The sequence below is a fragment of the Bacillus sp. CGMCC 1.60114 genome (assembly GCF_042676365.1).
Taxonomy (GTDB): Bacteria; Bacillota; Bacilli; order Bacillales; family Bacillaceae_G; genus Bacillus_A; species Bacillus_A rhizoplanae_A.
This window is the reverse complement of sequence record NZ_JBHTHG010000107.1, coordinates 147,051-172,671: the sequence shown is the minus strand read 5'-3', so window position 1 is coordinate 172,671 and position 25,621 is coordinate 147,051. Positions and strand designations below refer to the sequence as shown.

Below are 25,621 nucleotides of genomic sequence, written 5' to 3'. Positions count from 1 at the left end.
ATCACTCGTACCTAAATATTGGGCTAAGGATAGGATGATGAGAACCATATTGAGTAGAACCTGTAGTATGTGTGTAATACTTCAAATCAAAGTAGGATAAGAGGTAAACGAAAAGTTAAAGTTTGAAATTGAGATGCTATATAATACAAAAGTATGCTTATGCTATGGTAATTGGAAGATGTACGTATGTATTTCCTTTATAAATAAAAAGGACTACGAATAATAAATCTATCCATAGTCTTTTATTATTTTTATATTATTATGAAGTAGTGGAAGTATCTGGATATCAATGATTAATTGAATGAAATATAGTACAAACAATAGGGCCATATTATTTAATTCTTTTTAGTCACAAATGTACTCAAATCACAACTTCTTCGCAATCCGCTCTACAACCTTCTCCAGCTCATCGGGCTTCAAAAACTCAATAGGGGAGAATCCTTTTTCAAACGTAAGCGAATCCGCTTCAATCATCAATACATATTTATCATTAACCTTCGCAATATGAATCTGGTCTCCAAAATCCGCAAGTAAGGCTTTCACTGAAATATGGTCTGCCTTTAGCTTTAATTCAATCTCAGGGGTATGCTCCACAATTTGCGCTGTAGCTTCCATTACTTCTTCCGTTGTGAAGTGCTCCATAATTTCACGCTTTGGACTTGCTGCCCATACTTCCATTGCTTGGTCGAATTGTTCCCGTTCTTCTGTACCTTCTTCAAACACATCTTCAATTTGGTCGTATACCATATCCATAACTTGTGTTTTCATAATTTCTGGCATGGAACGCTCGTATTCTACGAATTTTAAGAAGTCTTCGAAGTAGCGAGCGTGTGATGCTTGGTGGATTTTTAGTTCGCCAACTTCCACGATGCCTTCTTCTGGCATGTATGGATATTGAATCGACTTCATGTTTTTTGTTGTGATTGCCATTTCGACGTTTCGGATTAGTGTTGCTTCATCAGAAATAGAAGCAACTTTTGGTTCGAAGTCACATTTCATTACAAAGACGAACGGATCGTCGAAGTATTTGCGAAGCTTTGCTTGGGCAACAAGAAATACGCCGCCGCGTACGGCACTTGTATCAATATATGTATAAACGAGTGGTTCGTTTACATCTTTGAATGTTTCTTTCGTTTCTGCAAAGCGAATACGGTTAAATAGGTTGTAGTTCGGATTTGAATCTAACTCGTGTCCAACTTCAACAATAAAGCGGCCTATTTTTGTTGGGACTTGTTCACTTTTTGGATGACGATCTACTTTTCGTTTTGAGATTTTTAATAATTCGCCGTCTAGAAAGTCTTTTAGTGGACTATCTTCGTATTCTTGTGCATCTAACGTTTGAAAATGTTTATAGCGCTTATCTGCTTGTTCACCTTGTCCGTCTACTTGTACGACGTAAAAGGAAAGAAATTTGATTTCAAAATCCATGATTATCACCTTGTTTCGTTTCGTTAACTCTTTTCAGTATAGAGATGGAGAAAACATTCGTCAATTAAACAGTTACCTTAAAATGAGTGATTATTCATTACAAAAATACGTACTATCAATATAGTGAAATATTAATGAATAAAAATTGTCTCCAATGCGCTCATTGGTATATAATGGATAGAAAAGGCGGGTAAAATTTTTAACAAAGTTAAAGATTTTTTTAGTAAATATATGTAGACATTTAAGAAAGAAAAGAGTAATTTAAAGTATGACAGAAATGTAATGATAATGTAATAAAAGTAATGTTGTGAAATAATGTGATCATACATAGACTTGTTTGAATTAGAAATAGAAAAAGACAGAGAATAAAAGGAGAGAGTAGATTGTTACATAAGGTTCGAGGATTGATTTTAGGGGCACTATGTATAGGTGTAGTTAGCGGATGTAGTCCGAAGGCTAGTGAGGTTACATTAGTGAGTGGTGCAGGTGAGAATGTTGCACAAGCGAAGGAAGAAGTAAATAAAAGTATAAGTTTAGTAGATGGAAGAAGTGGAAAAGAAGTAAAAAAATTAGATTTAGCAAGTTTAGGTTATTTTGATGATGAGCAGAAATTTAAAAAGGAAGTTACAAAAGTTGTTAGCGAAATTGGAAAGAGCATCGATACAAAGATGGTTCCTTCTCGTATGACAAGTGATGGTAAATGGATAGAAGGGAAACCCTCTTATGAATTAATGGAAAAAGAGTTAATCGATCAATTAATGAATGTAGGATTGTGGTCTTCTTCTTATCAACTGCCGATTGTAGAGAAAAAGCCTGTAGCAAAACCGGAAGATGGAACAGGTAATGGAGCAGTTTTAGGAAGATATGAAACAAATTTAGGAGGTTCTACTGGTGGTAGAATAGAAAATATTCGTTTGTCTGCAAGTACTGTCAATGGAGTTATATTAGGAAAGGGAGATAGATTTTCCTTCAACGCTTTAGTAGGTGATACAACACCTGATAAAGGGTACCAAATAGGAAAAGAGATTGTAGATGGTAAATTAGTAGATGGATATGGCGGTGGTGTATGTCAAACATCTTCTACACTGTTTAATGCTGCAGATCAAGCAGGATTAAACATGGTAGAGAGATCAACACATTCCAAACAAGTAGGCTATGTACCTAAAGGTAGAGATGCAACGATTGCGTATCCTTATTTAGATTTAGTTTTCGAAAATCAAAATGATACTCCAGTTAAGCTTGTGATGTACATAGAAGGTCAGAAATTAATCGCAGAGGTACGTGCTGTAAGATAAAGTGAAGCTTCCATCAGTTGGGGGCTCCATACCCGCGAATAGCGGGATAAATGTAGTACTTCATTCCATTAAAAAGTGTGAGTCAAAGGAATTTGAATAGAGAAAAATAGTGGATTGTAATGAATAACAAAAAAGGTGCTTACATAAGAAGCACCTTTTTTGTTATGTAATTTTACGAAAATACATGGTCAATTGGTGTGTGAATTATAATTTGTTCTGTCCAACTTTTCATATCAGCCTTCCTTTATCACGTGAATTAGTTTAATTATAAAACCAAACATGGGTTCCTGTGAAGGTGATTTCATTTGAGTTATGTTGTGCTATGTGATGTAGCCGAAATAGATTTTCTTTACAGGAAGTACGGGAACGCTTATTAGCAAAAATTATAAATTAACAGCAGTAGATGGGAGTTTTATGGTCATTGATCCGGGCGGAATATCTGTACAGTTTGAAGTAGAAAATGAGTAGTGCACATTTTATAAAGCAAGAGAAAAAAGACTTCAGTGCTAAGCTGAAATCTTTTTCTGTTCGTACACATCGTTTTATTCGGATTATTCATCAAATATTTGTTTGAAATGATGGTTCATATGGTCAATATAATCAGTAACTAGCCACTCCAATGTTACTATGTTTTGATCTTCTGTTTTACATGGAAGCTGCAATTGTTTTTCTGTAACATTGGTTAAAAGTTTTATGATTCGTTTGTTTAATGAAATCCATAAATGTAGTAGTTCTTCAGTTGAAAATGTATGCTGATAATTATGTACTTGCATCCATAAATCTTGATTATAGCTATAGCTATGTATTGTAATAGGTTCTTTAGAAATGAGAATTTCAACAAAACGTTTATGATTCACACTTGCAGAATCACATAGGTGGCCTAATATTTCTTTTTTAGACCATTTTGAAGGATTAGGTTTATCATCCACATTAGAAAGGGAGTCAAACTTAGGGGGACACTACAAACAATACTCTCTAATTGAGATGCTAATGTAGGCAAGGGTACTCCTCCTTTTTTAGGTTATACAGATAAAGATTTTTAAATTAATAATGTTATAGTTCAATCCAGAATCTTTTTATAACATTGCCATCTTCTTCGATATAATTTGAATCAGGTATACCACCATTTTTGATAATGGTTTTCTCAGAACCGATATTGCTTTCATCACAGACAACAAGAGCTTTTTGAATTCCTAATTCTTTCGTTTTTTCTAATGCTAAAGCTAACAGAGTAGTCGCGTATCCTTTTTGTCTTTCGGAAGGGCGAATACCATAACCAATATGTCCACCACAATTCAATAATTTTTCTGTTAATTGGTAGCGTATATTCACAGCACCAACAATTTTTTTATTTTCTGTAACTAACCAATAAGTTGAATCGGGTACCCAACCTTCAGGTAGATTTTCACCTTTCTCTGAATCTACTAGAAACTGAACCATTCCATGAAAGTCTGATGGGTCTTTACTAATGACCCAAGGTACCATATCTTCGCCGCTATTTTTCCATTCTTGATAGAAATCTAAGTATTCGTTTTGTAATGCAAGTGTAGGTTTTACTAATGAAACATTCATTTTCAAACTCCTTTTTTTGTGAAGAATATTAATAATATTAACACAATTTTGTCGTTATTTATATTATGAACGTTTTAAGATACTAGTTTCATTATTTTAGAATAAAGAACATTAGGGGTTTTTTGCATTTTTACAGAATTAGGGAAATGAATAAAAAATCATTGTTAATTCTAGAAAAGTTAGTTCAAGTAGAAATAGTCACCATGTTGACATATTTTATGGAATATAGTATTTTGTATTTGTAAACATGGTGACTATTTTGAAGGGGAGCTAAATATGGATATTAACTTTTTAATGAAAGAACTGCATTTTATGCAGCAAAGTTACGCGACTTTGTTTTCGGTTGTCAATAAGGTTCAAACTCGGGGGGACGAATATATGGAGGTATTAACTGCCCGACAACATATGGCTCTGATTGCTATTGCACATTTGCCAATCGAAAGAACTACACTTATTAATATCGCTAAAAAGCTAGGTACAACAAAGCAGACCACTAACAAGTTGATTACAAGCCTTGTGAAAAAAGGTTATGTTAAAACTGTGCCGAGTAAAATAGATAAACGCTCTATTAATATTGAGATTACTCCCGAAGGAAAAAAAGCTTTAATTGTTTGTTCGGAAAAGTCCACCTATTTTTTAGCGGATATGTTTCACGATTTCACGACTGACGAAATTGAAACATTTTGGAGATTATTACAAAAGCTCTATCGATTCGACGGCGAAGAACAAGACGGTTTTGAAGAAAATGCAAATTTTGAAGTTGATGAGCAGAAACAGTTGAACTCCTATCAGGAAAAAGTCTTGGCTGAATTTTCAAAACGCCGATATGGGGGTGTGGATAGTGAATGAATCTTATATTAGTAATATGCTTCATCAGAAAGCAAAAGATATGAAGAATAAGATGAAAGAAAAAATCTATTATGTTAAGAATACAGTCCAGCAATCTATTTCTCAGGCCAACCATAAATTTCACCGCAATAAGAGACTAAATTGGATTGGCAATTGTGTATCAATTGCCATTGCGCTACTCATCATAGCCGCTTCTTGGTTAACTGCAACAAATTGGCTGTTTTGGATAGGTGTAGTAAGCATTTTAAGTAATGCCTTATTGCTCATTATTAGCCTTATCAAAAAATAATCTAAGAAAAGAATACATACTATAAATACTATTTTTTCAATTTATCATAAATAATAGATTTTGAAATATTTCTTGTATTATACAAAATTATTGAGAAAATCTTACTTTCATTAGGCTTATAGAAATTAGAAAGGTAAAGTATCATCTCCTATAGAATTATTCGTACGTTCGAAATAATTTTAAAATTGGAGAGTGATAGTTTTGTTGAAAAAAGTTGTCGCGGTTGCAACGGCAATTCCGTTGGTTTTTGGTATTATGTCCACTGCTTCTGCAGTAGAGGAAACACAAGTAAAGGTACAGGCAGTTTCGCCTCAAGTACAGGCAACCGAATATTTAAAAGCGAACGCTGCTCAGTATTCTTTAAAGGCAGATTTATCAGATTTGCAATATGTTTCTACGACAGATACACAGGTGGCATCTTATGTTAGATTTCAACAAATAGTAAATGGATCTCCTGTATTTTCTAGACAAGTAACAGTCACGCTCAACAAAGGAGGACAAGGTGTACTAGCAGTTTCAGATTACCTTCCTGTACAGAGTGTTAAGCAAATTAAGCAAAAACTGAGTGAAAAGGAAGCAGAGGGTAAATCTACTCAGTATATTGAAGCTGATGATACAAATGTATGGGCTCCGACTACACGTGAGTTTGGGTATATAATCGAAGAAGGTGTGGCAATTCCGGTGTACCGGATTGTTATCCACTCTCATAAGCCGTTCGGTGCGTGGGAAACATTTATTGATGCGGAAAACGGAAAGTTGCTTAAGAAAAAAGACTTAAACCGAAAAGTAGATGGACAAGGAAAAGTGTTCCTTCCAAATCCTGTAGTAACGAGTGGAAGTTTGGCTGGATTAGCTGATAATAATGATGCAGACTCGGCTGCTTTGAATAATCAACTCAAAACAGTTACTTTAAAAGGCCTCAATGGATCGGGATATTTAATTGGAGATTATGTAACAATTGCGTCGAAAGTAAAAACGTATTCTGCCTCTCTTCAATATAATTACACACGTTCAAATGATAGATTTGAAGATGTTATGGCATATTATCACATTGATACTTTGCAACGATATATACAACAACTGGGCTTTAATAATATTAACAACCGTTCTATTAAAGCAAATGTAAATACATCTACAGCCGATAACTCTTTTTATTCTCCTACGACTAAGGCACTGACATTCGGTTCCGGCGGAGTTGATGATGCGGAAGATGCAGGGGTCATTGCTCATGAATACGGTCATTCCATTCAAGATAATCAAGTTGCTGGATTTGGGAATTCTTCGGAAGGCGGAGCTATGGGAGAAGGCTTTGGAGATTTTTTGGGAGCTACTTATGAAGATGCCGTATCAAATACAGGTTACGGAAAAGCGTGTATCGGAGAATGGGATTCAACTTCTTATTCAAATACGAACCCGACTTGCCTTCGCAGATTGGACAATAATAAAGTGTATCCGAAAGATATTGTAAATGAAGTTCATGCAGACGGCGAAATTTGGTCGCAAGGTGAGTATGACATGGCGCAAGCTTTTGGACGAGATATTGCGACCAAAATTATTTTACAGTCGCATTGGTCCCTTACTCCTAATGCTACGTTCCATGACGGTGCGAGAGCAATTAAACAAGCGGATGCTCTTCTTTACGGAGGACAGCACGGCGCGGAAATTGATCGTATTTGGACGGCGCGAGGCATCAGTACGAATTAGGAGTTGTCAGGAGTGTTTTTTCTAAGTAGGTAATGTTGTTTTCGGTGAAGCAGAATTTTGTAATTAATTAGGAGTGCATTGTAATAGAAGATAAGACAACGATGTATACTTGTCATAGTGATACGTATGAGAAGCCGCCGACAAATGTAGAGGGAATTTGGCTGGAAATATAGAAGATAAAAGGATATCGGCATTTGTTGATATCCTTTTTTGTTTTGCTAAATTGGAAAAATATCGGATAAATGTGTTGACAAAAAACAATTGTGTAACTAATATAGTTACACAATTGTTTATTATTCTACACTCTTATTTTTTAGAGTAAATGAAAAGGATATGAGCAATTTGAAGTATAAACTGACATCTCTATAGAATAGGGGACTTCACCTCTCGCATGGGTGGGATATAAAAAAGGAGGTTATATGATTGCAAACAGAATTACAAATGAAAGTACAAGTCACAAAAGATAAACGAATCATGTTAGCTATTATTCTTGGGAGTTTATCTGCGATTGGTCCGCTTTCTATTGATATGTATCTTCCGGCTTTTCCAGCTTTAACAAACGATTTGCATGCGACAAGCGCACTTACACAATTAAGTTTAACTGCATGTTTGTTAGGAATTGCGTTAGGTCAATTGTGGGTTGGTGCATGGAGTGACCGTCAAGGGAGGAAAAAACCGATTGTAATTGGTCTTGTTATTTATGCGGTTGCGTCTTTCTTATGTGCGTTGACACCAACTGTATGGTTGCTTATTGTATTACGTTTTATTCAAGGGGCAGCCGGTTCAGCGGGAATTGTACTTTCTCGTGCGATTGTAAGGGATTTGTACACGGGATCTGAGCTCACGAAATTCTTTTCTGCTTTAATGCTTGTAAACGGAGCGGCTCCAATTTTTGCGCCTATTATGGGCGGACAAATTTTAAACTTTGCTTCTTGGCACTGGGTGTTTATTGTGTTAGGTGTATTAAGTGGACTTATGTTATTAAGTGTTATTTTTATCTTGCCAGAAACGTTACATGAAGAGAAACGAACAGCAGGCGGATGGGGAGAGAGCTTATCTCATTATAAACGTTTATTACAAGATCGTATATTTATGGGATATGCGCTTTCTCAAGGATTTATCACAGCAGCGATGTTTGCTTATATTTCAGGATCACCATTTGTTGTTCAAAATATTTTTGGTGCTTCACCGCAATTATATAGTTTATTTTTTGCAATTAACGGTTTTGGTATTATTATTGCGTCTCAAGTTACAGGACGCTTGGCAGGAAGGATTAAAGAACGTACTTTATTAGTAGCGGGACTTCTCTTTGCATTGCTAGGAGGCATCACTCTTCTTCTTATTATTTTGTTGGCACCTTCTTTAATAGGAGTATTAATCTGCTTCTTTATGATTGTTTCTAGCGTAGGAATTGTTGGGACAACTGGATTTACGTTAGCGATGCAAAATCAGCAGAAGTCAGCAGGAAGCGCCGCAGCATTATTAGGACTTTTACCTTTTATATCCGGTGCTGTAGTAGCACCTTTAGTTGGTATTCAAGGAGAACACACAGCTGTACCAATGGGAATTACAATTGTTTGTTGTCATATCGGTGCGATGCTTAGCTTTATCATTTTAACGAAACGAAATAATCATTAAAAGTTTTATACACAACATTGTGAACTTTTTGTTTGATTTATGTGTAACATCAAGCGTGTAGGAAACTTATAGAAGTATAAAATTCATGCTAATGAGAATTAAGGTATAATATAAGAAGGAGGATTTTATATAGAATCTATATAGAATCCTCCTTTATACATAGATAGAGGTGAAAAAGATGATGCTGCATGAGATGGCACTTCGTATATTTGTAGCTATATTGGCAGGGGCACTTATTGGAACAGAACGCCAGTGGCTTCATCGTATGGCAGGGTTAAGAACGAATGCTTTAGTTTCATTAGGTGCATGCTTGTTTGTTTTATTGTCAGTCATTGTGACAGGAGAATCTAGTCCAACACGGATTGCAGCTCAAGTTGTTAGCGGAATTGGTTTTTTAGGCGGGGGCGTCATTATTCGGGATGGCTTTAGTATTCGTGGTTTAAATACTGCTGCAACATTATGGTGTTCTGCAGCTGTGGGGACTCTTGTCGGAGCAGGTTTTCTAAAAGTAGCTATACTAGGAGCGTTTGGAGTTTTATTAGCTAATATTTTTCTTCGTCCAGTTGCGTTATTTATGAATAAAAAATCAACTGATCAAATGCCAGAGAAAATGAATTATGTGCTATCTGCAACGTGCTCTAATAAAGACGAAGTCCATATTAGGTTGTTGCTAATGCAAATGTTAAATACAGAAGGAATTGAGTTGAGAGAACTATATAGTGAAGAGGTTGAAGAAGGTAAAAAAACTATAATTCGAGCAGTTTTCCATTGTGATGCTAAGAAAACAGCTTTTATTGAAAATGTGGTGAATGGTCTTCGTTTAGAAGCAGGCGTTACAGCTACTGGATGGAAATCTATTTCTAAGCAAGAGGTTGATTAATGTTTTTTTATAAAATTAAAATAATAAATTTGGTACATGTCAAAGGTCAAATATTTAAAATGGAAACGCCATCATGAAAGGATGAATCAACACATGCACTGTGTTGATTCATTTTTTGTTTGAACTTCGTTTGAAATATTTCGATTATTCTGTATAATGTAAAACAATACTTTTTAAATTCTACAGTGAGGCGGTCAAAGATATGAAAAATGTAAAAGAAATGATCAAAATTGAAGATATTCTCGTAGCGTATAATACGTTAAAAGATGTGATTCGAAATACATCTTTAGAGAGAGATCCTATTTTATCAGAGAAATATCAATGTAACGTCTATTTAAAACGAGAGGACTTACAAGTTGTTCGTTCTTTTAAAATACGCGGTGCCTATAACTGTATTAGCAATTTACCGATGGAAGAGTTGAAAAAAGGCGTTGTATGCGCTAGCGCTGGTAACCATGCGCAAGGCGTAGCTTATACGTGTCATAAATTACAAATTCCAGCAAAAATTTTTATGCCAAATACAACACCAAGTCAAAAAGTGTCACAAGTACGCTTTTTTGGAGGAGATTATGTAGAGATTATGCTGCAAGGGGATACGTTTGATAGCTCTTTCGGAGAAGCTATGAAATATTGTGAAGAGCAGGGATTAACATTTATTCATCCGTTTGATGATCCAAATGTGGTTGCAGGACAAGGGACGATTGGTGTAGAAATTCTACATGATACGGATTGTACGATTGATTACATGTTTATGGGAATTGGCGGAGGCGGCTTAGCAGCTGGGGTTGGAACATACATAAAAGGAATTAGTCCTTTGACGAAAATTGTTGGGGTTGAACCTGAAGGTGCCGCCTCTATGAAAGAGGCGTTTGCACAAGGAGAGGTTGTTACGCTGCCGCACATTGATTCGTTTGTAGACGGAACAGCGGTTAAGCAAGTTGGTCATCTTACATATGAGATTTGTAAACGTGTATTAGATGATATTGTTGCTGTACCAGAAGGGAAAGTATGTACGACATTGCTTGAACTTTATAATAAAAATGCGATTGTTGCGGAGCCATCTGGTGCCCTGCCGATTGCCGCACTTGATTTGTATAAAGATGAAATTCGTGGAAAGACAGTTGTTTGTATTGTGAGCGGCGGTAATAACGATATTAGTCGGATGCAGGAAACGAAAGAGAGATCGTTAATTTATGAGGGGCTAAAGCACTATTTTATTATTGATTTTCCGCAGCGTCCTCGTGCTTTACGTGAGTTTTTAGATAACGTTCTCGGGCCACATGATGATATCACCCGTTTTGAGTACACGAAGAAGAACAATAAAGATAATGGTCCAGCTCTAGTTGGAATTGAACTTCAGCAAAAAGAAGATTATGAGCCTCTTATTAGACGAATGGAAGAACAGGGCGTATGTTATATGGAAATCAATCACAATCCAACATTATTCAATTTATTGATTTAAAAGGGGTATTGAAAATGAATTTAGAAAAAAAGAAGTCAGGTGAAGAAGAAATAGTAGAACTAAAAGAGCTTGTGAAAGAATTGCATGGCTCCATCCATCAACTGCAAGCAGAAGTGCAGCAACTTCGGCATGAAAGACCAGTTGTACAAATGAAAAAGAGAATTGAATGGACGCCAGCAATGATCGGTCAAGTTGGAGGTTTAATTTTAGGGGCTCTTGCAATTATAGGTATTTTTTGGTGAAAAAGAAAGGTTTGCAGCTTATGCTGCAAACCTTTCTACATTAAATAGCGTAAATATATATATGCGTGTGATAAAAGCAGTGCAACAATGGTTAATGGCAACCCGATTTTTAAGAATTCCATGTAAGAGAAGCCGTATCCTTCACGCTTTGCAATTCCTGCTACAACAACATTGGCAGAGGCACCAATTAGCGTACCGTTTCCTCCTAAGCAAGCTCCAAGAGATAATGCCCACCATAGTACTTCAATTTGCGGAGAATCCGCTGAAAGTCCAAGTCCACTTGCTAAGTTCTGAATAAGCGGAATCATCGTTGCTACAAACGGAATGTTATCAATTGTGGCAGAAGCAGCACCAGATACCCATAAAATTAAGATGGATGCGTGGCTAATATCTCCGTTTGTTACATCTAATACTTTCTTTGCAAGAGAGGAAATAAGTCCAATATCAACAAGTGCACCGACAAGAACGAATAAACCTGCAAAAAAGAAAATTGTTACCCATTCAATATGAGCAAATACATTTTCTATTTCATGCTCTTTTACAGCGATTAGCATTAAAAGGACTGCACCAGTCATCGCAATTACAGCAGCATCAACATGAATAATAGAATGAAGAATGAATCCAAGTATTGTTAATCCTAAAATAGATAAGGATTTAACAAGTAAGCTGCGATCACGAATGTAGTCTTTTTCATTTAAAGACATTAGTTTCTGAATTTGTTCGTCTGTTGTTTTTAATTTGTTGCGATACATAACATATAAAATAAGTAATGTAACGACAGCAATAATAGCAACAATCGGTGCTAAATTCAGTAAAAACGCATTAAAATCAAGATGCTTATTTGCAGATCCAATCATAATGTTTGGAGGATCTCCAATAAGTGTCGCTGTTCCGCCGATGTTAGAGAATAATACTTCTGAAATTAAATACGGAACAGGAGGTACCTTTAAAATACGTGTAATCGATAATGTAACAGGTACAACTAATAAAACGGTTGTTACATTATCTAAAAAGGCAGAACCAACTGCGGTTAAAAGGGATAGGAACAGTAAAATTCGAATTGGTTTTCCGCCGGCCGCTTTTGCAGCTTTAATAGCCACATATTCAAAGACACCGGATTGACTTGTAATATGTACGAGAATCATCATCCCGATTAGTAGGGTAATAGTTTCCCATTGAATATGTGTAGTAAAGGCGGTATGTAAATCTACAATTCCCATAATAACCATAATGGCAGCGCCAAGCAAAACAATGACAGCACGGTTAATTTTTTCTGAGATAATAAAGCCGTATGTTACTAAAAATACAGCAATGGCAAAGTAATATTGCCAGTTTGCAACTTCATGTGCTGCATGTTCCAATGTGTTCACCTTCTTTTTAAGTATCTATACATGGTAGTGTATAAAATTGTCGAAATACATTCAACTGCATAAATTTTATTGTAGCAAATTCGCATACAGAAAGAAATGAAAATACAGAACAGACAAAAAAGAACTGTAATTTCACATACCGTATTAAATATAAAAAATAAAAAGCAAAAAATTATGCAAAGTACACATTGTCCTCTATTATAGAGATAGCAATTTACATTGTTTTTTCGTAAACTGATTAAAAGAGGTGAAATCCGATGGAAATAATTACAGATACTTCTGTCGTACAAAACGAAATTGAACGTTTTCTAAATAATGATGTATATCTTCATTTAGAAACGACGAACGGTGCATATGCTTCACATGTAAATGAAAAAACGATGACGGTTGGAGCATTCATTCGTAATGCAGTGATTCGCTTTGAACGCGGTAAGATTACGGGAACGAATCCATACCGTATTGGTTTAAAAATGGATCATGGCTGGGTATATGCAGAAGGTGTGACACATTGGGAAAAAGATGAAAAAAATCGTCTTTTATTAGCAGGTCATGATGAAAAAGGGCGTCTAGCAGTTGCGCTGCAATTAAGTTTAACGCCATTTGCATAAGGAGTGGAGATTATGGAAAGACACGTACTTGTAGTATTTCCGCATCCAGATGATGAATCATTTGCAGCGGGAGGAACAATTCGTCAATATCGAAATAATGGAGTACCTGTTACGTATGCTTGTGGAACACTTGGGCAAATGGGACGTAATATGGGGAAAAATGTATTTGCAAATCGCGAAACGATTCCAAGCATTCGAAAGCAGGAATTAGAAGAAGCTTGCCAGGCAATGGGTATTGAAGACTTACGTTTACTGGGCTTCCATGATAAAACATTAGAATTTGAAGATGTTGATTTCGTAGCGGATAAAATTGAAGAAGTGATTCGTGATGTGAATCCTTCCTTAATTATTACATTCTACCCAGAGCACGGTGTACATCCAGATCATGACGCATTTGGACGCGCAGCTGTTCGTGCGGTAGAACGTATGCCAAAAGAAGAACGTCCAGTTATTCATGCAGTGGCTATTACGAAAAATCGTGAAGAAGTATTAGGAAAGCCAGATGTAATTAACGATATAAGTGACGTATTAGAGCAAAAGTTAGCAGCGCTTCGTGCGCATCGCTCACAAACAGAAGCGATGTTAGAAGAGATGGAAGCAAAGCTAAAAAAACAAGACCCAGCGACATTAAAGTGGTTACAAGGTGAACAATTTTGGACGTATAAATGGGAATCATAAGTTAGAAAAAGTAAATTTTCCAACTTATGATACAAAACGAGATGCCGTAAGTATGGCATCTCGTTTTTTGTTAGATAGGCACATCTATATAATCCCTTTCATACAATACAATCGAATTGCAGAAAGAGGAGGTAATAATCATGGATTATTCAAACGAAGATGTGTATGGAGACTTTCGAAATGGTTATCAATTAAACGGAGAAGTGATTTCTAATGTTGATCCGTACGTTGTGCAAACGTTACAAATGATTGTTGGGAAAAATGTCGTTGTAGATACAATGCGTGGTAGCGTACATGGCGTATTAAAAGCTGTCAAGCCAGATCATATTGTAATTGAAGAAAAGGAAACACCTTTCTTTATTCGGATGCAGCAAATTGTTTGGGTAATGCCGGAGTGACCATGTGCATGAAACAACCTTAATCTTTCATACATCAGTAATGATGGCAATGATGAAGATAAGGGGGATTCATGCTGATGTTTAAACGAATTGACAAGTTAATTATCCCACTCCCCGATCCGAAGTATGCTGATGCAAATGCAGCGGCTGCAGTGCAAGAATTGCTAGGTGGTCGCTTTGGTGAGATGTCTACACTAAATAACTATATGTTTCAATCTTTTAACTTCCGCGGAAAGAAAAAATTAAAACCATTTTATGATTTAATTGCCAATATAGCAGCGGAAGAATTTGCACATGTTGAATTGATTTCAAATGCAATTAACCTTTGCTTAACTGGAACAACGCATGCTGGAGATCCTGATATTGGATCAATGAAAGCTGCGAAAGATAAACGTAATACACAGCACTTTATTTCAACCGCACAAACTACCCTTGTGGGTGACTCGATGGGAAAAGCATGGAATGGAGATTACGTATTTAATAGCGGAAACTTAGTACTTGATTTATTGCATAACTTTTTCCTTGAATGCGGAGCGCGGACAAACAAAATGCGCGTCTATGAAATGACAGATCATCCCACAGCAAAAGAAGCAATTGGATATTTACTTGTCCGCGGCGGCGTTCATGTTTTGGCATACGCCAAAGCGTTAGAAGTAGCAACAGGTGTTGATGTGACAAAAATGCTCCCAATTCCAAACTTATCTAACAAAGCATTCGATGTGGCGAAACGCTTTGAAGATCAAGGTACTCACTTAAAACTGTACCGTTTCAGTGATAATGATTACACAGATTTAAATAAAATTTGGAAAGGAAAGCATCCGGAAGATGGGCTGCCGCTTCAAGTTGTTGATGGTCCCCCGCAAGGTGCACCAATTCCGGAATTAGATGAATTACCAGAAGAATTTGCTCCAGGGATATCGCAGGAAGATTTCTTTGAAATTGCGAGAAGGTTGCAGAGGTCAGCTGGGTTGTAGAGGGAATGAAAGGTGTCTATATGACTTTGTAAGTAGAGGAGCAATTCGTAAAGCGATGCTTCTCTTTTTTTATGAAATTGAAATGGTCGCTAGAAATTTTAAATTTTTTTATGAGAGAGCAGTAAAATAAAGAGAATTATTAGCATAAAGGGAATTAGTAAATTTTTAACGAATTTATTAGTGAAGTGAAAAAGGAGGAATTGTTTTGGAAAGAGTTAATGTAGTTTCTGCTTTAATCCATGATGACAACGGTAATATATTAATAGTTAAAAATATAAAGGGTGATTCTTTTTATTGGGGACTCCCAGGCGGAGCAGTTGAAGGAGAAGAAACTTTAGAACAGGCTGTAATCCGTGAAGTAAAAGAGGAAACCGGATTTAAAATCGTTGTTACTGGATTGAGTTCCATTAGGGAAATGTTCTTTGAAGAAAGGGATCATCATGCTTTAATCATTACTTTTCATGCAAAAATCATAGAGGGTGAAATAAATATTAATGATCCTGATAATGATATTATAGAAGTAAGATGGGCAGATAGTGAAATGGTAAAGGAATTAATGCCATCCTTATATGAAAGATTAAAAATAAATTCCGATATTAACAAAACATTGGCTTTCTATGCATTTGAAGGTACTCAATAAAAGGTTTTATTTTTGATAACTAGGATACATAGAGACTTTAATATAACCATAAGAGAATCCTCTGATTGGTTTGGTTGTGTTGACTTGAATACTCTTCTTTTTTATTTATATACGAAGGAAGAGGCTGTCCCAAAAATTTCACTTTTGGGACAGCCTCTTTCACTATAAAAAGGGGAGTGGAACCTATTTTACACCAACTGCATCATATGACTGCTTTACAGCTGTTACCTCTGCAGAACTTGCGCCATATAAATCAGCTGCTGCTTGTACTAAGGCAGCACGCGCTTGACTAAAAGTTGCAGATTCCGTTAAGTATAGTGTATTTGCACGATAGTAAATTGCACCTACTTTATCTTTACCAACGCCATTCACTGTTACACCATAATGTGTACCGCCATTTGCTAATAAGTAAGCAGCTTTATTGATAATACCGCTATTTGTATGAACGCCACCATTATCGCTTGTTCCTGTATAACGTTTAGAGTAATGATCTGGGTCACCATATTTTGTTGGATCGCTCATAGAACGAAGCGCATCCCCTGCTTTACCAGGTGTATAAATATCTTCTCCAATTTCCCAATCTGGATTGCGATTATCATAGTATTCTATTAATGTTCCAAAAACATCAGAGAATGCTTCATTTAATGCACCCGACTCATTTTGATAAATAAGGTTTGAACTCTTTTCTGTCACGGCGTGTGTTAACTCATGTCCGACAACATCAATACCACCGGAAAATGCAATAAATGTAGTTCCATCTCCATCACCATAGACCATTTGTGATCCATTCCAGAAGGCGTTGTTATAATTTTTACCATAGTGAACCGTAGATTTTACTGGTGCACCAGCATCGTCATAAGAATTACGGTTAAAGGTGTTTTTGTAATAATTATATGTTACACCTGCATAATAATGTGCATCTACTGCCGCCGCATCAGATTTAGCATTCAAGACGTTATCTGTATCTGTCCATAACGTTCCTGGCAATCTTGTTCGATTGCTCCCATTATATGTGTAAATTGTTGCACCGTGTGTATTATCTTGTAAATAATAACTAGATCCTGATAATGTTGTATTAATAGACTTCTTATCGCCTAATACTCCTATACCAGTTCCTACTGTACTTGTACCTGTTACAGGTTTAACCGGAGCTTTATTGTCATTTGTTGCATTATGGATTGTATTATATTTGTTTAAAACTTTACCGCTATCAGCTTCAATGAAATAATAATAGTTTCCTGGCTCTGGGTCTAAGAAGTTCAACTTTACAACATATGCATATGTTGTTTCTTCACCATTTTGATATACATGTAAGTCTGCGGACGGTTCTACTTCATACTTTGGAATGAATCCAAGGTCTTGTTGAGCGATTGCAATCGCTTTTTTTCCTTCAATTTTATTTTTGTTTTTCAATTTCTCTTTCTTATCTAAATCAGGCATAACTGTGCCTGATACAACCTTTAATATACCATCTTTTCCAACATGAGCTACTTGTGTAGAGCCCCATACTGGTACACCTTCATACATTTGTTGTAAACGGACCACTGTTGCTTCTCCAATAGGATCTTTTACAACCTTTTGTACTTTAAAAGATTCTTCTGCACTTTTCTCGCCTAGTTTATAATCCTTTTTAGAAGCATTTAAATAATCAAATACAACAGATTCTGCCTTCTTTCCTGATGCACTTGTTAGATTGCCTGATACAAACTCTGGGGATTGTACTGTCTCATTGTATTTCTTTGTGGAAAGTACGTTCTTTGAATCTGCAAATGAAGAGCTTGTCCCTCCAAACGTTGTCACTGCCATTCCAGCCGCTAACACAAACGCTAGACTCTTTTTCTTCATAATTTTTCCCCCTAACCAAAATTTTGGAAATAGAGAATAGATTAATAGTAGCATTAAGTTTTCAGTAATAAAATACTGAAAATTCAAATTATTCTTTTCTCAAGTTTTTTAGAATTTTGATGAACAATTTAAAAAGTTTAGGTTTTCAAAGGGGAAAATTGTAATTTCAGAAAACGAGCAAGCGATTCAGTGCTTTGGGCTATAGCGGTTATTAAATGTTACTCACAGATAAATGTGCAAATCGTTGAGGACAACATTTTGCCCTGTATGATGCAAATAGGGATATTTGTCTTCATTTTTTCAAACGGTACATATGATAAGCATAATTCACGCCGCTGCATCATATCAATTTGATAGCGCCTATTTAAATGATAGAAGTTATTCAAAGTAAGTTTCTATAATGAGAGGAGAATACAAATGAATAAAACACTTTCAACAAAACTAGTTGTGGCAATTGGAATCGGTTCAGCCATATACGGTGTATTAGGATTATGGGGTTTTTCCATTGCACCGAATACTTTTATTAAACCAGCGCTTGCTTTACTAACGATTTTTGGTGCTATTTTTGGACCAATTGCAGCTTTATTCATTGGACTAATCGGTCATACAATCACAGATGCCATTGCTGGTTGGGGTATTTGGTGGGGCTGGGTGTTAAGTTCAGGAATCATAGGGTTATTCATGGGATTTGTCCACAAGCGCTCTACATTTAGTGTGAAAAACGGAACGTACAGTAAAGGAGATATTATCTACCTTTCTATTACAGGTGTAATTGGTATTCTTTTGGGAATCGTCTTTGCTGGTGCATTTGACATTTTCATTATGGGTGAACCATTCGATAAAATTGCTATTCAAGTAGGTGGTGCAATTATTGCAGACGTTCTCGTATTTTTCATACTCGGTTTACCAATTGCGTTAGGACTTGCGAAAGCGAATAAAAAGAATACACAATTAAAGATTGAGAAGTAGGAATATACATATGAAACCCATTATTTCTTTTGAAAAATTCACATTCCAATATAAAAATGTGGCTGAACCGACGATACAGAATATTACCTTTCATATTTATCCTGGCGAAAAAGTGTTAATTGCTGGGCGAAGCGGATCAGGAAAATCTACATTAGCTCATTGTATCAATGGGCTCATTCCTTTTTCTTATGAAGGGACAAGTACAGGGGATCTTTCTGTCTGTGGTATAGACCCTAGACATACGAGTATATTCGAGTTAAGTCAACACATAGGAACGATTCTACAAGACCAAGATTCCCAATTTATCGGATTAACAGTCGAAGAAGACGTTGCGTTTGCAATGGAAAATGATTGTGCGGAGCAAGGGGGAATGAAGAAAATTGTAGAACGTTCACTTGAAGAAGTAGACATGATTAAGTTTCATTCACATAGCCCTCACGATTTATCAGGGGGACAAAAACAATCCGTTTCTCTTGCGGGCGTACTAGCTACAAACGCTGAAATTTTGCTGTTTGATGAACCTTTAGCGAATTTAGATCCTGTAAGCAGCAAAAAAGCAATCCAGCTTATGAAAAAGATTCATAGAGAAACGAATAAAACAATCGTCATTATTGAGCATCGCATTGAAGAAATGCTTGATCTCGATTTAGATAAAATAATACTTTTGGAAAATGGGCGTATTGTAGCAATCGAAGCACCAGCTAATCTATTACACACAAATATTTTACAAAATGTAGGGCTAAGGGAGCCTGTATACGTAGAAGCATTAAAAACATTGGAATATCCATTCTCGAATGAAGAAGTTTATCCAATAGAAAATATTAATTCTCATACATTGCATGAAACGTTATCAAAATGGATGCTACAAAACCCAATCCATACAGCAATATCCGAAAAAGAATGTATATGTAAAATAGAAAATGTAGCGTTTGTATATCCAAACAGGAATTTTGCACTGAAGGATATAACTATGTCTATATACAAAGGGGAGGTACTCGCTCTTTTAGGAAATAACGGTGCTGGAAAATCAACATTTGCTCATATCATGACGGGAATGAAAAAAAACCATCAAGGTAAAATTCTTTTAGAAGGCACTGATATTACAGCATGGTCAATCCGAAAGCGAGGAGAGGCCATCGCTTATGTGATGCAAAACCCTAATCACATGATTACACAAGCAACTGTTTGGGAAGAAGCTGCATTTGCTTTAAAACTGAAGAATGCTTCAGAAGAAATACAGAAAAAAGTTGAGAATGCATTACAAATTTGCGGTTTATATCCATTTCGAAATTGGCCGGTACAAGCATTAAGTTATGGACAAAAAAAGCGTTTAACGATAGCCTCGATTCTTGTTACAAATCCCAAACTTATTATTTTAGATGAACCAACTGCAGGACAAGATTACTTTCACTATAAAGATTTTATGATGTTTATACAAAAATTAGTGAAACGTGGAATCGCTTTTTTATTTATTACACATGACATGAACTTAGCATTAGAATACGCAAATCGAGCGGTTGTACTACATAATGGAGAAATCATTGCAGATGATGCAGTAACTACTGTGTTGGCAAACGAGCGTATTTTAAAGCAGGCAAACCTCCGTGAGAGCTCACTTACCGGCTTAGCGAAACACGGAAATATGCCAATTCCGCAGCAATTTGTTCAATCTTATATGGAAGTAAGGAGGAGGGATCATTCATGAGTAAGATGGGGACTCTATATATAGAAGGTAAATCATTTTTCCATCGTATGGATGGCGCTGTAAAACTAATCCTATTTATTATATGGATGATTCTCACATTCTTATTTTTTGATTTTCGTATTTTATTATGCTTATTTCTAATCGGCTGTATATTACTCTGCATCGCAAAAGTTCCAATGCGCAGCATGTTGATTATTTTTAGTGTTATTCTCACATTTAGTATTCTAAATTCCATCATGATTTTATTCATTACCCCAACACATGGGTCGGAGCTAACCGGCACATATACGCCACTTCTCCATATTGGCTATGCGACTATTACACTAGAAACTCTTTTTTATGCAATGACACTATCATTAAAATATTTTACTTTATTACCGTTTACACTTATTTTTATTTACACGACACATCCGAGTCAATTTGCAAGCAGCTTAAACAAAATTGGAATGCCTTATAAAATTGCCTATGCAGTTAATATTGCACTGCGCTACATTCCGAATATACAAACGGAATACGAGCTCATTAAGCATGCGCAGGAAGCAAGGGGAATTCCATTTTATAAAGGGGAAGCAACCCTTTTTCAACGCATTAAAAATCGAGTGACGATTTTTTGGCCGCTTGTGATACATTCATTGGATCGAATTGATACGGTTTCGAATGCTATGGATTTACGCGGTTTTGGAAAAAAGGAGAAGCGAACTTGGTACTATAGGATGGAAATGCAGCCTCTTGATTATATGGCTCTTCTTATTGGGACTTGCATATTAAGTATTGCTATCTATTTGAAACTCACAATTTTTTATTCGTTTTGGTATCCTTTGTGAATAATAAATGGGTAATTTTATATTTTTTGGAAAATGAAGGGCTTATTATATAAGAAAAATGTTAGCTACATTTGTTTCCTCTTATTTTTGGTACGTTCAGATATTGTCTAGTTTCAAATCTTGAACTGCAAGGGTATCCCTAGAATAACGCCAAACCGAAGGGATGGACAAAGAGAGGGCTTATCCCATGGGATTTCTGGCTTCTTGTCTTTTGCTAGGAAAATCAAATACGTATGTAAAAAGTAATTTCGTTTTTTAGAGAGGGACAATTCAAGACAAGTTTAAGGTCTTCGGTTTTTAGTGTATAGATATTGAGATGCCCTTTCAAAGTTTGGTAGGGATTTTTGTAAGCTGTACCGTTCAGATGTTGGAGAAGGGAGAACGAAGTTAGATGGTTTTAGGAATAATGACAATATTGGATCCTGTTGTGTGAATTTTAGCTGAGAGAGTTTCTCATATAATGGATGTTATATAACGTTTGTTATACTATTCTTATCTTTTAACTGATTGGTTTATCAAAAAGACAAGACCCTATGATACATAGAGTCTTGTCTTTTTGTTGTTAAATAAAGAAAATTAACGAATCGTTTTGATATCTTGAATAATCTCTTCGTATGGTGTTTTTGTAAGAGCTGAGTAGCTCTTTACAACAGTTCCGTTCTTATCTACAAGATAGAGGTTTGTTCCGTGAATGACTTGTGTTGTACTTGCTGGCTTATCTACAAGTGCTTGGAAGCTATTCTTAGCAAAAGTAGTGATTTCTTCTTGTGTGTAATTGGTTAGAAAGTGCCAATTAGACATATCAGTATCATAACGTTCCATAAACTCTTTCATTTTTTCTGGCTTGTCCACAGTAGGGTCTACACTGAAGGAAACAAATTCTACATCTTTGATTCCTTCTTTTTTCAACATGCTTTTAAGTTTTGTCATATTGGCTGTCATAGGTGGACACACAGTTTCGCAACTTGTGAATATAAAGTCTGCTACCCATACTTTTCCTTTTAAGTTCGAAAGACCAAAAGGTTTTCCATTTTGATCGGTATACGAAAATTTCTCCACTTTCCAGTTTAATGGGTCTTTCAATTTTTTTTCACCACATGCACTTAAAAATATGATCATGCTGACAATCATCAGTAATCCAATAGTACGAACCTTTTTCATATGTATCCCCTTTCATTTCTCCCTATCTGTTTTGTATCTCTGCATTATGTATAAGGAGGCTATGTGATAGCCCCCTCATAGATTACTTGTTTCGTAATAACCGCATACTATTTAAAATGACAAGAAGTGCAGCACCTGTATCGCTAAGTACAGCAATCCAAAGTGTGAGCCAACCTGGGAAGATAAAGACAAGTGCAATAAATTTTATAATCAATGAGAACCAGATGTTTTGTTTGATAATATGAAGTGCTTTACGACTAAGTTTCATTGTATAAGGAAGTTTTTCAAGGTTATCTGCCATTAATACAATATCTGCTGTTTCCATTGCAGTATCAGTTCCAGCACCGCCCATGGCAATCCCAAGGTCTGCTGTAGCAAGGGCAGGGGCATCGTTGATTCCATCCCCAATCATGGCTACCGTTTTTCCTTCAGATTGAAGTTGTTTTACAGAACGAACTTTATCCTCTGGAAGTAAATTAGCGAAATAGCGATCTACTTTCGCTTTCTGTGCAATATGTTCAGCCGTTCCTTCATTGTCTCCCGTTAACATAACAGTTTCTTGAATACCTACTTGTTTTAATTCTTGAATGGTTTGATAAGTAGTCGAACGAATAGAATCTGCTATAGAAATCATTCCTAGAATCGTATGATTTGTTCCAACAAGTACCACCGTTTGACCAACTCGTTGCATTTCCTGAATTGGTTCTTTCCACCCTTGAAGGGAAACGCCTAAATCATCGAATAGAGCAGCATTTCCAGCATAATAAGTTTCACCATTGATATTTACTTGCGCACCCTTTCCTACGATTGTGCGGAAGTCTGTTCCTTCTTGAATGAGAATTTGCTGTTCCTTTGCGTATACTGTGATTGCTCTTGCGGTTGGATGATTCGAGTATTCCTCAATTGTTGCTGCGATTGACAATAACTCGTTTTCAGAGCAATCTAGACTTTTTGTCTGCATTACCTTTGGCTTTCCTTCGGTCAAGGTTCCTGTTTTATCAAATGCGATAGCATTTAGTGCACCTGCAATTTCTAGGGCAGTTCCGCCTTTGATGAGTACACCGTTTCTTGCAGCATTTCCAATAGCAGATACAATTGCGACAGGGGTAGAAATGACTAAAGCACAAGGACATGCAACAACAAGAAGTTCAAGTCCTTTATAAATCCAATCCATCCATGATCCCGTGCCAAGGAGAGGAGGGATTACCATTACACCAATTGCTAATAGAAATACAATTGGTGTATAGATTTTTGCGAAACGATCAACAAATGCTTCTGTTGGTGCTTTCTTTTCTTGTGCTTCCTCGACAAGGTGAATAATTCGTGACAGCGTAGTATCCTCAACGAGTTTAGTTACCATGATTTCTAGAGAACCTTCTTCGTTAATCGTTCCTGCATACACAGAATCACCAGTTTGTTTATCAACAGGAATAGATTCACCTGTAATAGGTGATTGATTTACAGTAGAATTACCTCCTATAACTGTTCCATCCAATGGAATTTTTTCGCCTGGTTTCACAATAATAGTTGAATTCACTGTAATATCATCTACAGATTTTTTTATAAGTTCAGTTCCAACTTTTACCCATGCTTCTGATGGTGCCAAATCAATCAATCCACGAATTGATTCACGTGTACGTTCAATAGATTTGTTTTGTAAAGTTGCTCCTAATGCGAATAACCAAACAACCGTTGCGCCTTCTAGCCATTGACCAATTAGAGCAGCGCCAATAGCAGCAGATATCATGAGAACATTCATATCCAGTGCTTTGCTTCTTATTGCATAAAAGGCACTTTTCGCAGGTTTATAGCCGCCGATTAGAATGCTCGCTGCATAGAGAAGGGTAATAAGAAGAGGTGGTGTGTTTGTAAAACCTCCCCCAAATCCTAAAGCTAAAAATAACCCTGAGAGAATCAAAGTTGTATTTTTTGATTTTGAAACAGGTGTTGCACTTCTACGAACTCCTGCTAAAGAGGCTTCAAATCCTGCGTTAGATACTTCTTTTATAATTTCATCTACATCTCGGTTATGACGAATCTGCATTTTGCCTGTAGCAAAGTTGACTCTAACTTCTTGAACACCTTCCACGTTGTGTAAATGTTTTTCGATTGTTAAGGCACAAGCGCCACAGTCCATGCCTCCAACAAGATATGTTTGTACGCCATCTCCTTTTACTTCCCTAGTATCATGAGGTGATGTGTCTTCACATGAATTATCACTACAACAAGAAGTTTTTGCTATCACTTCTTCTTTGTGTGTGGTGGACGCAGAAGAACAACAGGAAGATACCTTTTCTGGTTGGGGCCCACAACAAGAATTAGAAGTGTCATTTTCTGTTTTTGCAGTATCGATGTTACTACTGCAGCAGGAAGTCTTCTTAGCAACGGGAACAATCGGAATCTCTTTTTTAGAAGAACAATATGATGATGTTTCTTTTGTTGTTTCTTCGTTTGCAGTACCAGTGCTACTACTACAGCAAGAAGTCTCCTTAGCAACGGTAATAAGCGGTATTTCTTTTTTAGAAGAACAACATGATGACGTTTCCGTTACTATTTCTTCTTTTACAGGAGTTAGTGAAGAACTACTGCTCGAAGAGGTTTGACAGCAACTCGCCTGCTTCTCTTTCTTATCTGTCATGACAATTCTCTCCTTTTTGAGATAGGCATGCATCGTTTTTATCACATGATGCTACCTCGTTCTGTACTTCATGAAATACAACATCAAACATTGTAAGTAGCTGTTCGATTTGTGCATTTCGCAAAGAATAATAGACATACTTTCCTTCTTGTCTACCAAGGATAATACCGCACCCTTTTAAACAGTTTAGGTGTTGGGATATATTTGATTGATTTCCTTGGATCATTTCTACAATTTCAGATACCGTTTTTTCACCATCCATCATACATTGAAGAATCTGCAGCCTTGTTTTATCAGCAAAGCCACGAATAAATTTGGCTTTTATATCTAAATCATTTGGATTGCACAATTCTATTCACTCCATTCGTATTAGTCATTACTAATATGTTTATTCTTCATTCATATTAGCATTGACTAATATGTGTGTCAAAATTTCTAAAAAATTCTGAAAA

The 25,621-nt window shown here is 36.2% G+C and carries 24 protein-coding genes; 16 read left to right on the top strand and 8 right to left on the bottom strand.

All coding sequences use genetic code 11. From position 1 onward, the window contains the following. Window positions 1–366 precede the first annotated feature (366 nt). A complete protein-coding gene (locus ACFQZ1_RS15920; RefSeq protein WP_377883171.1) occupies window positions 367–1,428 on the bottom strand; it encodes a DUF3900 domain-containing protein in 1,062 nt (353 codons plus the stop codon). A gap of 383 nt (window positions 1,429–1,811) precedes the next feature. Between ACFQZ1_RS15920 and ACFQZ1_RS15915 the strand changes: the two genes are divergently transcribed. Then, window positions 1,812–2,723: a VanW family protein gene (locus ACFQZ1_RS15915; protein ID WP_377883170.1), complete on the top strand. Its 912-nt coding sequence runs from the start codon at window positions 1,812–1,814 to the stop codon at window positions 2,721–2,723. Between the two features lie 551 nt (window positions 2,724–3,274). On the opposite strand, the gene ACFQZ1_RS15910 is transcribed toward ACFQZ1_RS15915, so the two are convergent. Next, window positions 3,275–3,652 carry a DinB family protein gene (locus ACFQZ1_RS15910; RefSeq protein ID WP_377883169.1) on the bottom strand — a complete coding sequence of 126 codons (378 nt, stop codon included), beginning with the start codon at window positions 3,650–3,652 and terminating at the stop codon, window positions 3,275–3,277. A gap of 124 nt (window positions 3,653–3,776) precedes the next feature. Next, entirely contained in the window at window positions 3,777–4,295 is a 519-nt protein-coding gene (locus ACFQZ1_RS15905; protein WP_377883168.1) for a GNAT family N-acetyltransferase, read from the bottom strand. Between the two features lie 276 nt (window positions 4,296–4,571). Here ACFQZ1_RS15905 and ACFQZ1_RS15900 point away from each other — a divergent pair, with 276 nt between their 5' ends. From ACFQZ1_RS15900 to ACFQZ1_RS15870, 7 genes are all read left to right on the top strand, one after another. Continuing rightward, a complete protein-coding gene (locus ACFQZ1_RS15900) occupies window positions 4,572–5,144 on the top strand; it encodes a MarR family winged helix-turn-helix transcriptional regulator (protein ID WP_377883167.1) in 573 nt (190 codons plus the stop codon). A gap of 7 nt (window positions 5,145–5,151) precedes the next feature. After that, on the top strand, window positions 5,152–5,433 hold the full coding sequence (locus ACFQZ1_RS15895) for a hypothetical protein (protein ID WP_377883276.1): 282 nt from the start codon (window positions 5,152–5,154) through the stop codon (window positions 5,431–5,433). Window positions 5,434–5,688: 255 nt separating this feature from the next. Next, entirely contained in the window at window positions 5,689–7,137 is a 1,449-nt protein-coding gene (locus ACFQZ1_RS15890; protein ID WP_377883275.1) for a M36 family metallopeptidase, read from the top strand. Between the two features lie 441 nt (window positions 7,138–7,578). After that, entirely contained in the window at window positions 7,579–8,775 is a 1,197-nt protein-coding gene (locus ACFQZ1_RS15885) for a multidrug effflux MFS transporter (protein ID WP_377883274.1), read from the top strand. A gap of 178 nt (window positions 8,776–8,953) precedes the next feature. Then, window positions 8,954–9,655, top strand: coding sequence for an MgtC/SapB family protein (locus ACFQZ1_RS15880; protein WP_377883165.1), 702 nt, complete (start codon window positions 8,954–8,956; stop codon window positions 9,653–9,655). A 202-nt stretch (window positions 9,656–9,857) separates the two neighbouring features. Beyond that, window positions 9,858–11,117: a threonine ammonia-lyase IlvA gene (ilvA, locus tag ACFQZ1_RS15875; protein WP_377883163.1), complete on the top strand. Its 1,260-nt coding sequence runs from the start codon at window positions 9,858–9,860 to the stop codon at window positions 11,115–11,117. Between the two features lie 14 nt (window positions 11,118–11,131). Further along, complete coding sequence (locus tag ACFQZ1_RS15870; RefSeq protein ID WP_377883161.1) at window positions 11,132–11,359, top strand: hypothetical protein; 228 nt, start codon at window positions 11,132–11,134, stop codon at window positions 11,357–11,359. Window positions 11,360–11,394: 35 nt separating this feature from the next. Here the strand turns inward: ACFQZ1_RS15870 and ACFQZ1_RS15865 are convergent, their stop codons facing one another. Beyond that, the gene (locus tag ACFQZ1_RS15865) at window positions 11,395–12,720 is read right to left on the bottom strand and encodes an ArsB/NhaD family transporter (protein WP_377883160.1); all 1,326 of its coding nucleotides are present in this window, start codon (window positions 12,718–12,720) and stop codon (window positions 11,395–11,397) included. A 266-nt stretch (window positions 12,721–12,986) separates the two neighbouring features. Here ACFQZ1_RS15865 and ACFQZ1_RS15860 point away from each other — a divergent pair, with 266 nt between their 5' ends. From ACFQZ1_RS15860 to ACFQZ1_RS15840, 5 genes are all read left to right on the top strand, one after another. Further along, a complete protein-coding gene (locus ACFQZ1_RS15860; protein ID WP_377883159.1) occupies window positions 12,987–13,337 on the top strand; it encodes a YojF family protein in 351 nt (116 codons plus the stop codon). A 12-nt stretch (window positions 13,338–13,349) separates the two neighbouring features. Continuing rightward, the gene (gene bshB2 / locus ACFQZ1_RS15855; protein ID WP_377883158.1) at window positions 13,350–14,015 is read left to right on the top strand and encodes a bacillithiol biosynthesis deacetylase BshB2; all 666 of its coding nucleotides are present in this window, start codon (window positions 13,350–13,352) and stop codon (window positions 14,013–14,015) included. Between the two features lie 140 nt (window positions 14,016–14,155). Continuing rightward, window positions 14,156–14,413, top strand: coding sequence for a YuzF family protein (locus ACFQZ1_RS15850; RefSeq protein WP_377883156.1), 258 nt, complete (start codon window positions 14,156–14,158; stop codon window positions 14,411–14,413). A 77-nt stretch (window positions 14,414–14,490) separates the two neighbouring features. Beyond that, complete coding sequence (locus ACFQZ1_RS15845) at window positions 14,491–15,387, top strand: manganese catalase family protein (protein WP_377883154.1); 897 nt, start codon at window positions 14,491–14,493, stop codon at window positions 15,385–15,387. A gap of 205 nt (window positions 15,388–15,592) precedes the next feature. Continuing rightward, window positions 15,593–16,027, top strand: a complete 435-nt coding sequence (locus ACFQZ1_RS15840; RefSeq protein WP_377883153.1) for an NUDIX hydrolase — start codon at window positions 15,593–15,595, stop codon at window positions 16,025–16,027. 183 nt (window positions 16,028–16,210) lie between these two features. On the opposite strand, the gene ACFQZ1_RS15835 is transcribed toward ACFQZ1_RS15840, so the two are convergent. Beyond that, the gene (locus ACFQZ1_RS15835; RefSeq protein ID WP_377883152.1) at window positions 16,211–17,872 is read right to left on the bottom strand and encodes a M4 family metallopeptidase; all 1,662 of its coding nucleotides are present in this window, start codon (window positions 17,870–17,872) and stop codon (window positions 16,211–16,213) included. A gap of 417 nt (window positions 17,873–18,289) precedes the next feature. Between ACFQZ1_RS15835 and ACFQZ1_RS15830 the strand changes: the two genes are divergently transcribed. From ACFQZ1_RS15830 to ACFQZ1_RS15820, 3 genes are read left to right on the top strand one after another with little or no spacing between them, the layout of a single operon-like run. Next, the gene (locus ACFQZ1_RS15830; RefSeq protein ID WP_377883151.1) at window positions 18,290–18,841 is read left to right on the top strand and encodes an ECF-type riboflavin transporter substrate-binding protein; all 552 of its coding nucleotides are present in this window, start codon (window positions 18,290–18,292) and stop codon (window positions 18,839–18,841) included. A gap of 10 nt (window positions 18,842–18,851) precedes the next feature. Next, the gene (locus ACFQZ1_RS15825) at window positions 18,852–20,546 is read left to right on the top strand and encodes an energy-coupling factor transporter ATPase (protein ID WP_377883149.1); all 1,695 of its coding nucleotides are present in this window, start codon (window positions 18,852–18,854) and stop codon (window positions 20,544–20,546) included. Continuing rightward, on the top strand, window positions 20,543–21,370 hold the full coding sequence (locus ACFQZ1_RS15820) for an energy-coupling factor transporter transmembrane component T family protein (RefSeq protein ID WP_377883148.1): 828 nt from the start codon (window positions 20,543–20,545) through the stop codon (window positions 21,368–21,370). Before ACFQZ1_RS15825 ends, ACFQZ1_RS15820 begins: the two co-directional genes overlap by 4 nt. 576 nt (window positions 21,371–21,946) lie before the next feature. Here the strand turns inward: ACFQZ1_RS15820 and ACFQZ1_RS15815 are convergent. From ACFQZ1_RS15815 to ACFQZ1_RS15805, 3 genes are all read right to left on the bottom strand, one after another. Then, window positions 21,947–22,531, bottom strand: coding sequence for an SCO family protein (locus ACFQZ1_RS15815; RefSeq protein ID WP_377883147.1), 585 nt, complete (start codon window positions 22,529–22,531; stop codon window positions 21,947–21,949). 82 nt (window positions 22,532–22,613) lie between these two features. Continuing rightward, window positions 22,614–25,169 (bottom strand): heavy metal translocating P-type ATPase, encoded by a 2,556-nt coding sequence (locus ACFQZ1_RS15810; protein WP_377883146.1) that lies wholly within the window; start codon window positions 25,167–25,169, stop codon window positions 22,614–22,616. Next, window positions 25,159–25,518, bottom strand: a complete 360-nt coding sequence (locus tag ACFQZ1_RS15805) for an ArsR/SmtB family transcription factor (RefSeq protein ID WP_377883145.1) — start codon at window positions 25,516–25,518, stop codon at window positions 25,159–25,161. Before ACFQZ1_RS15805 ends, ACFQZ1_RS15810 begins: the two co-directional genes overlap by 11 nt. Window positions 25,519–25,621 lie beyond the last annotated feature (103 nt).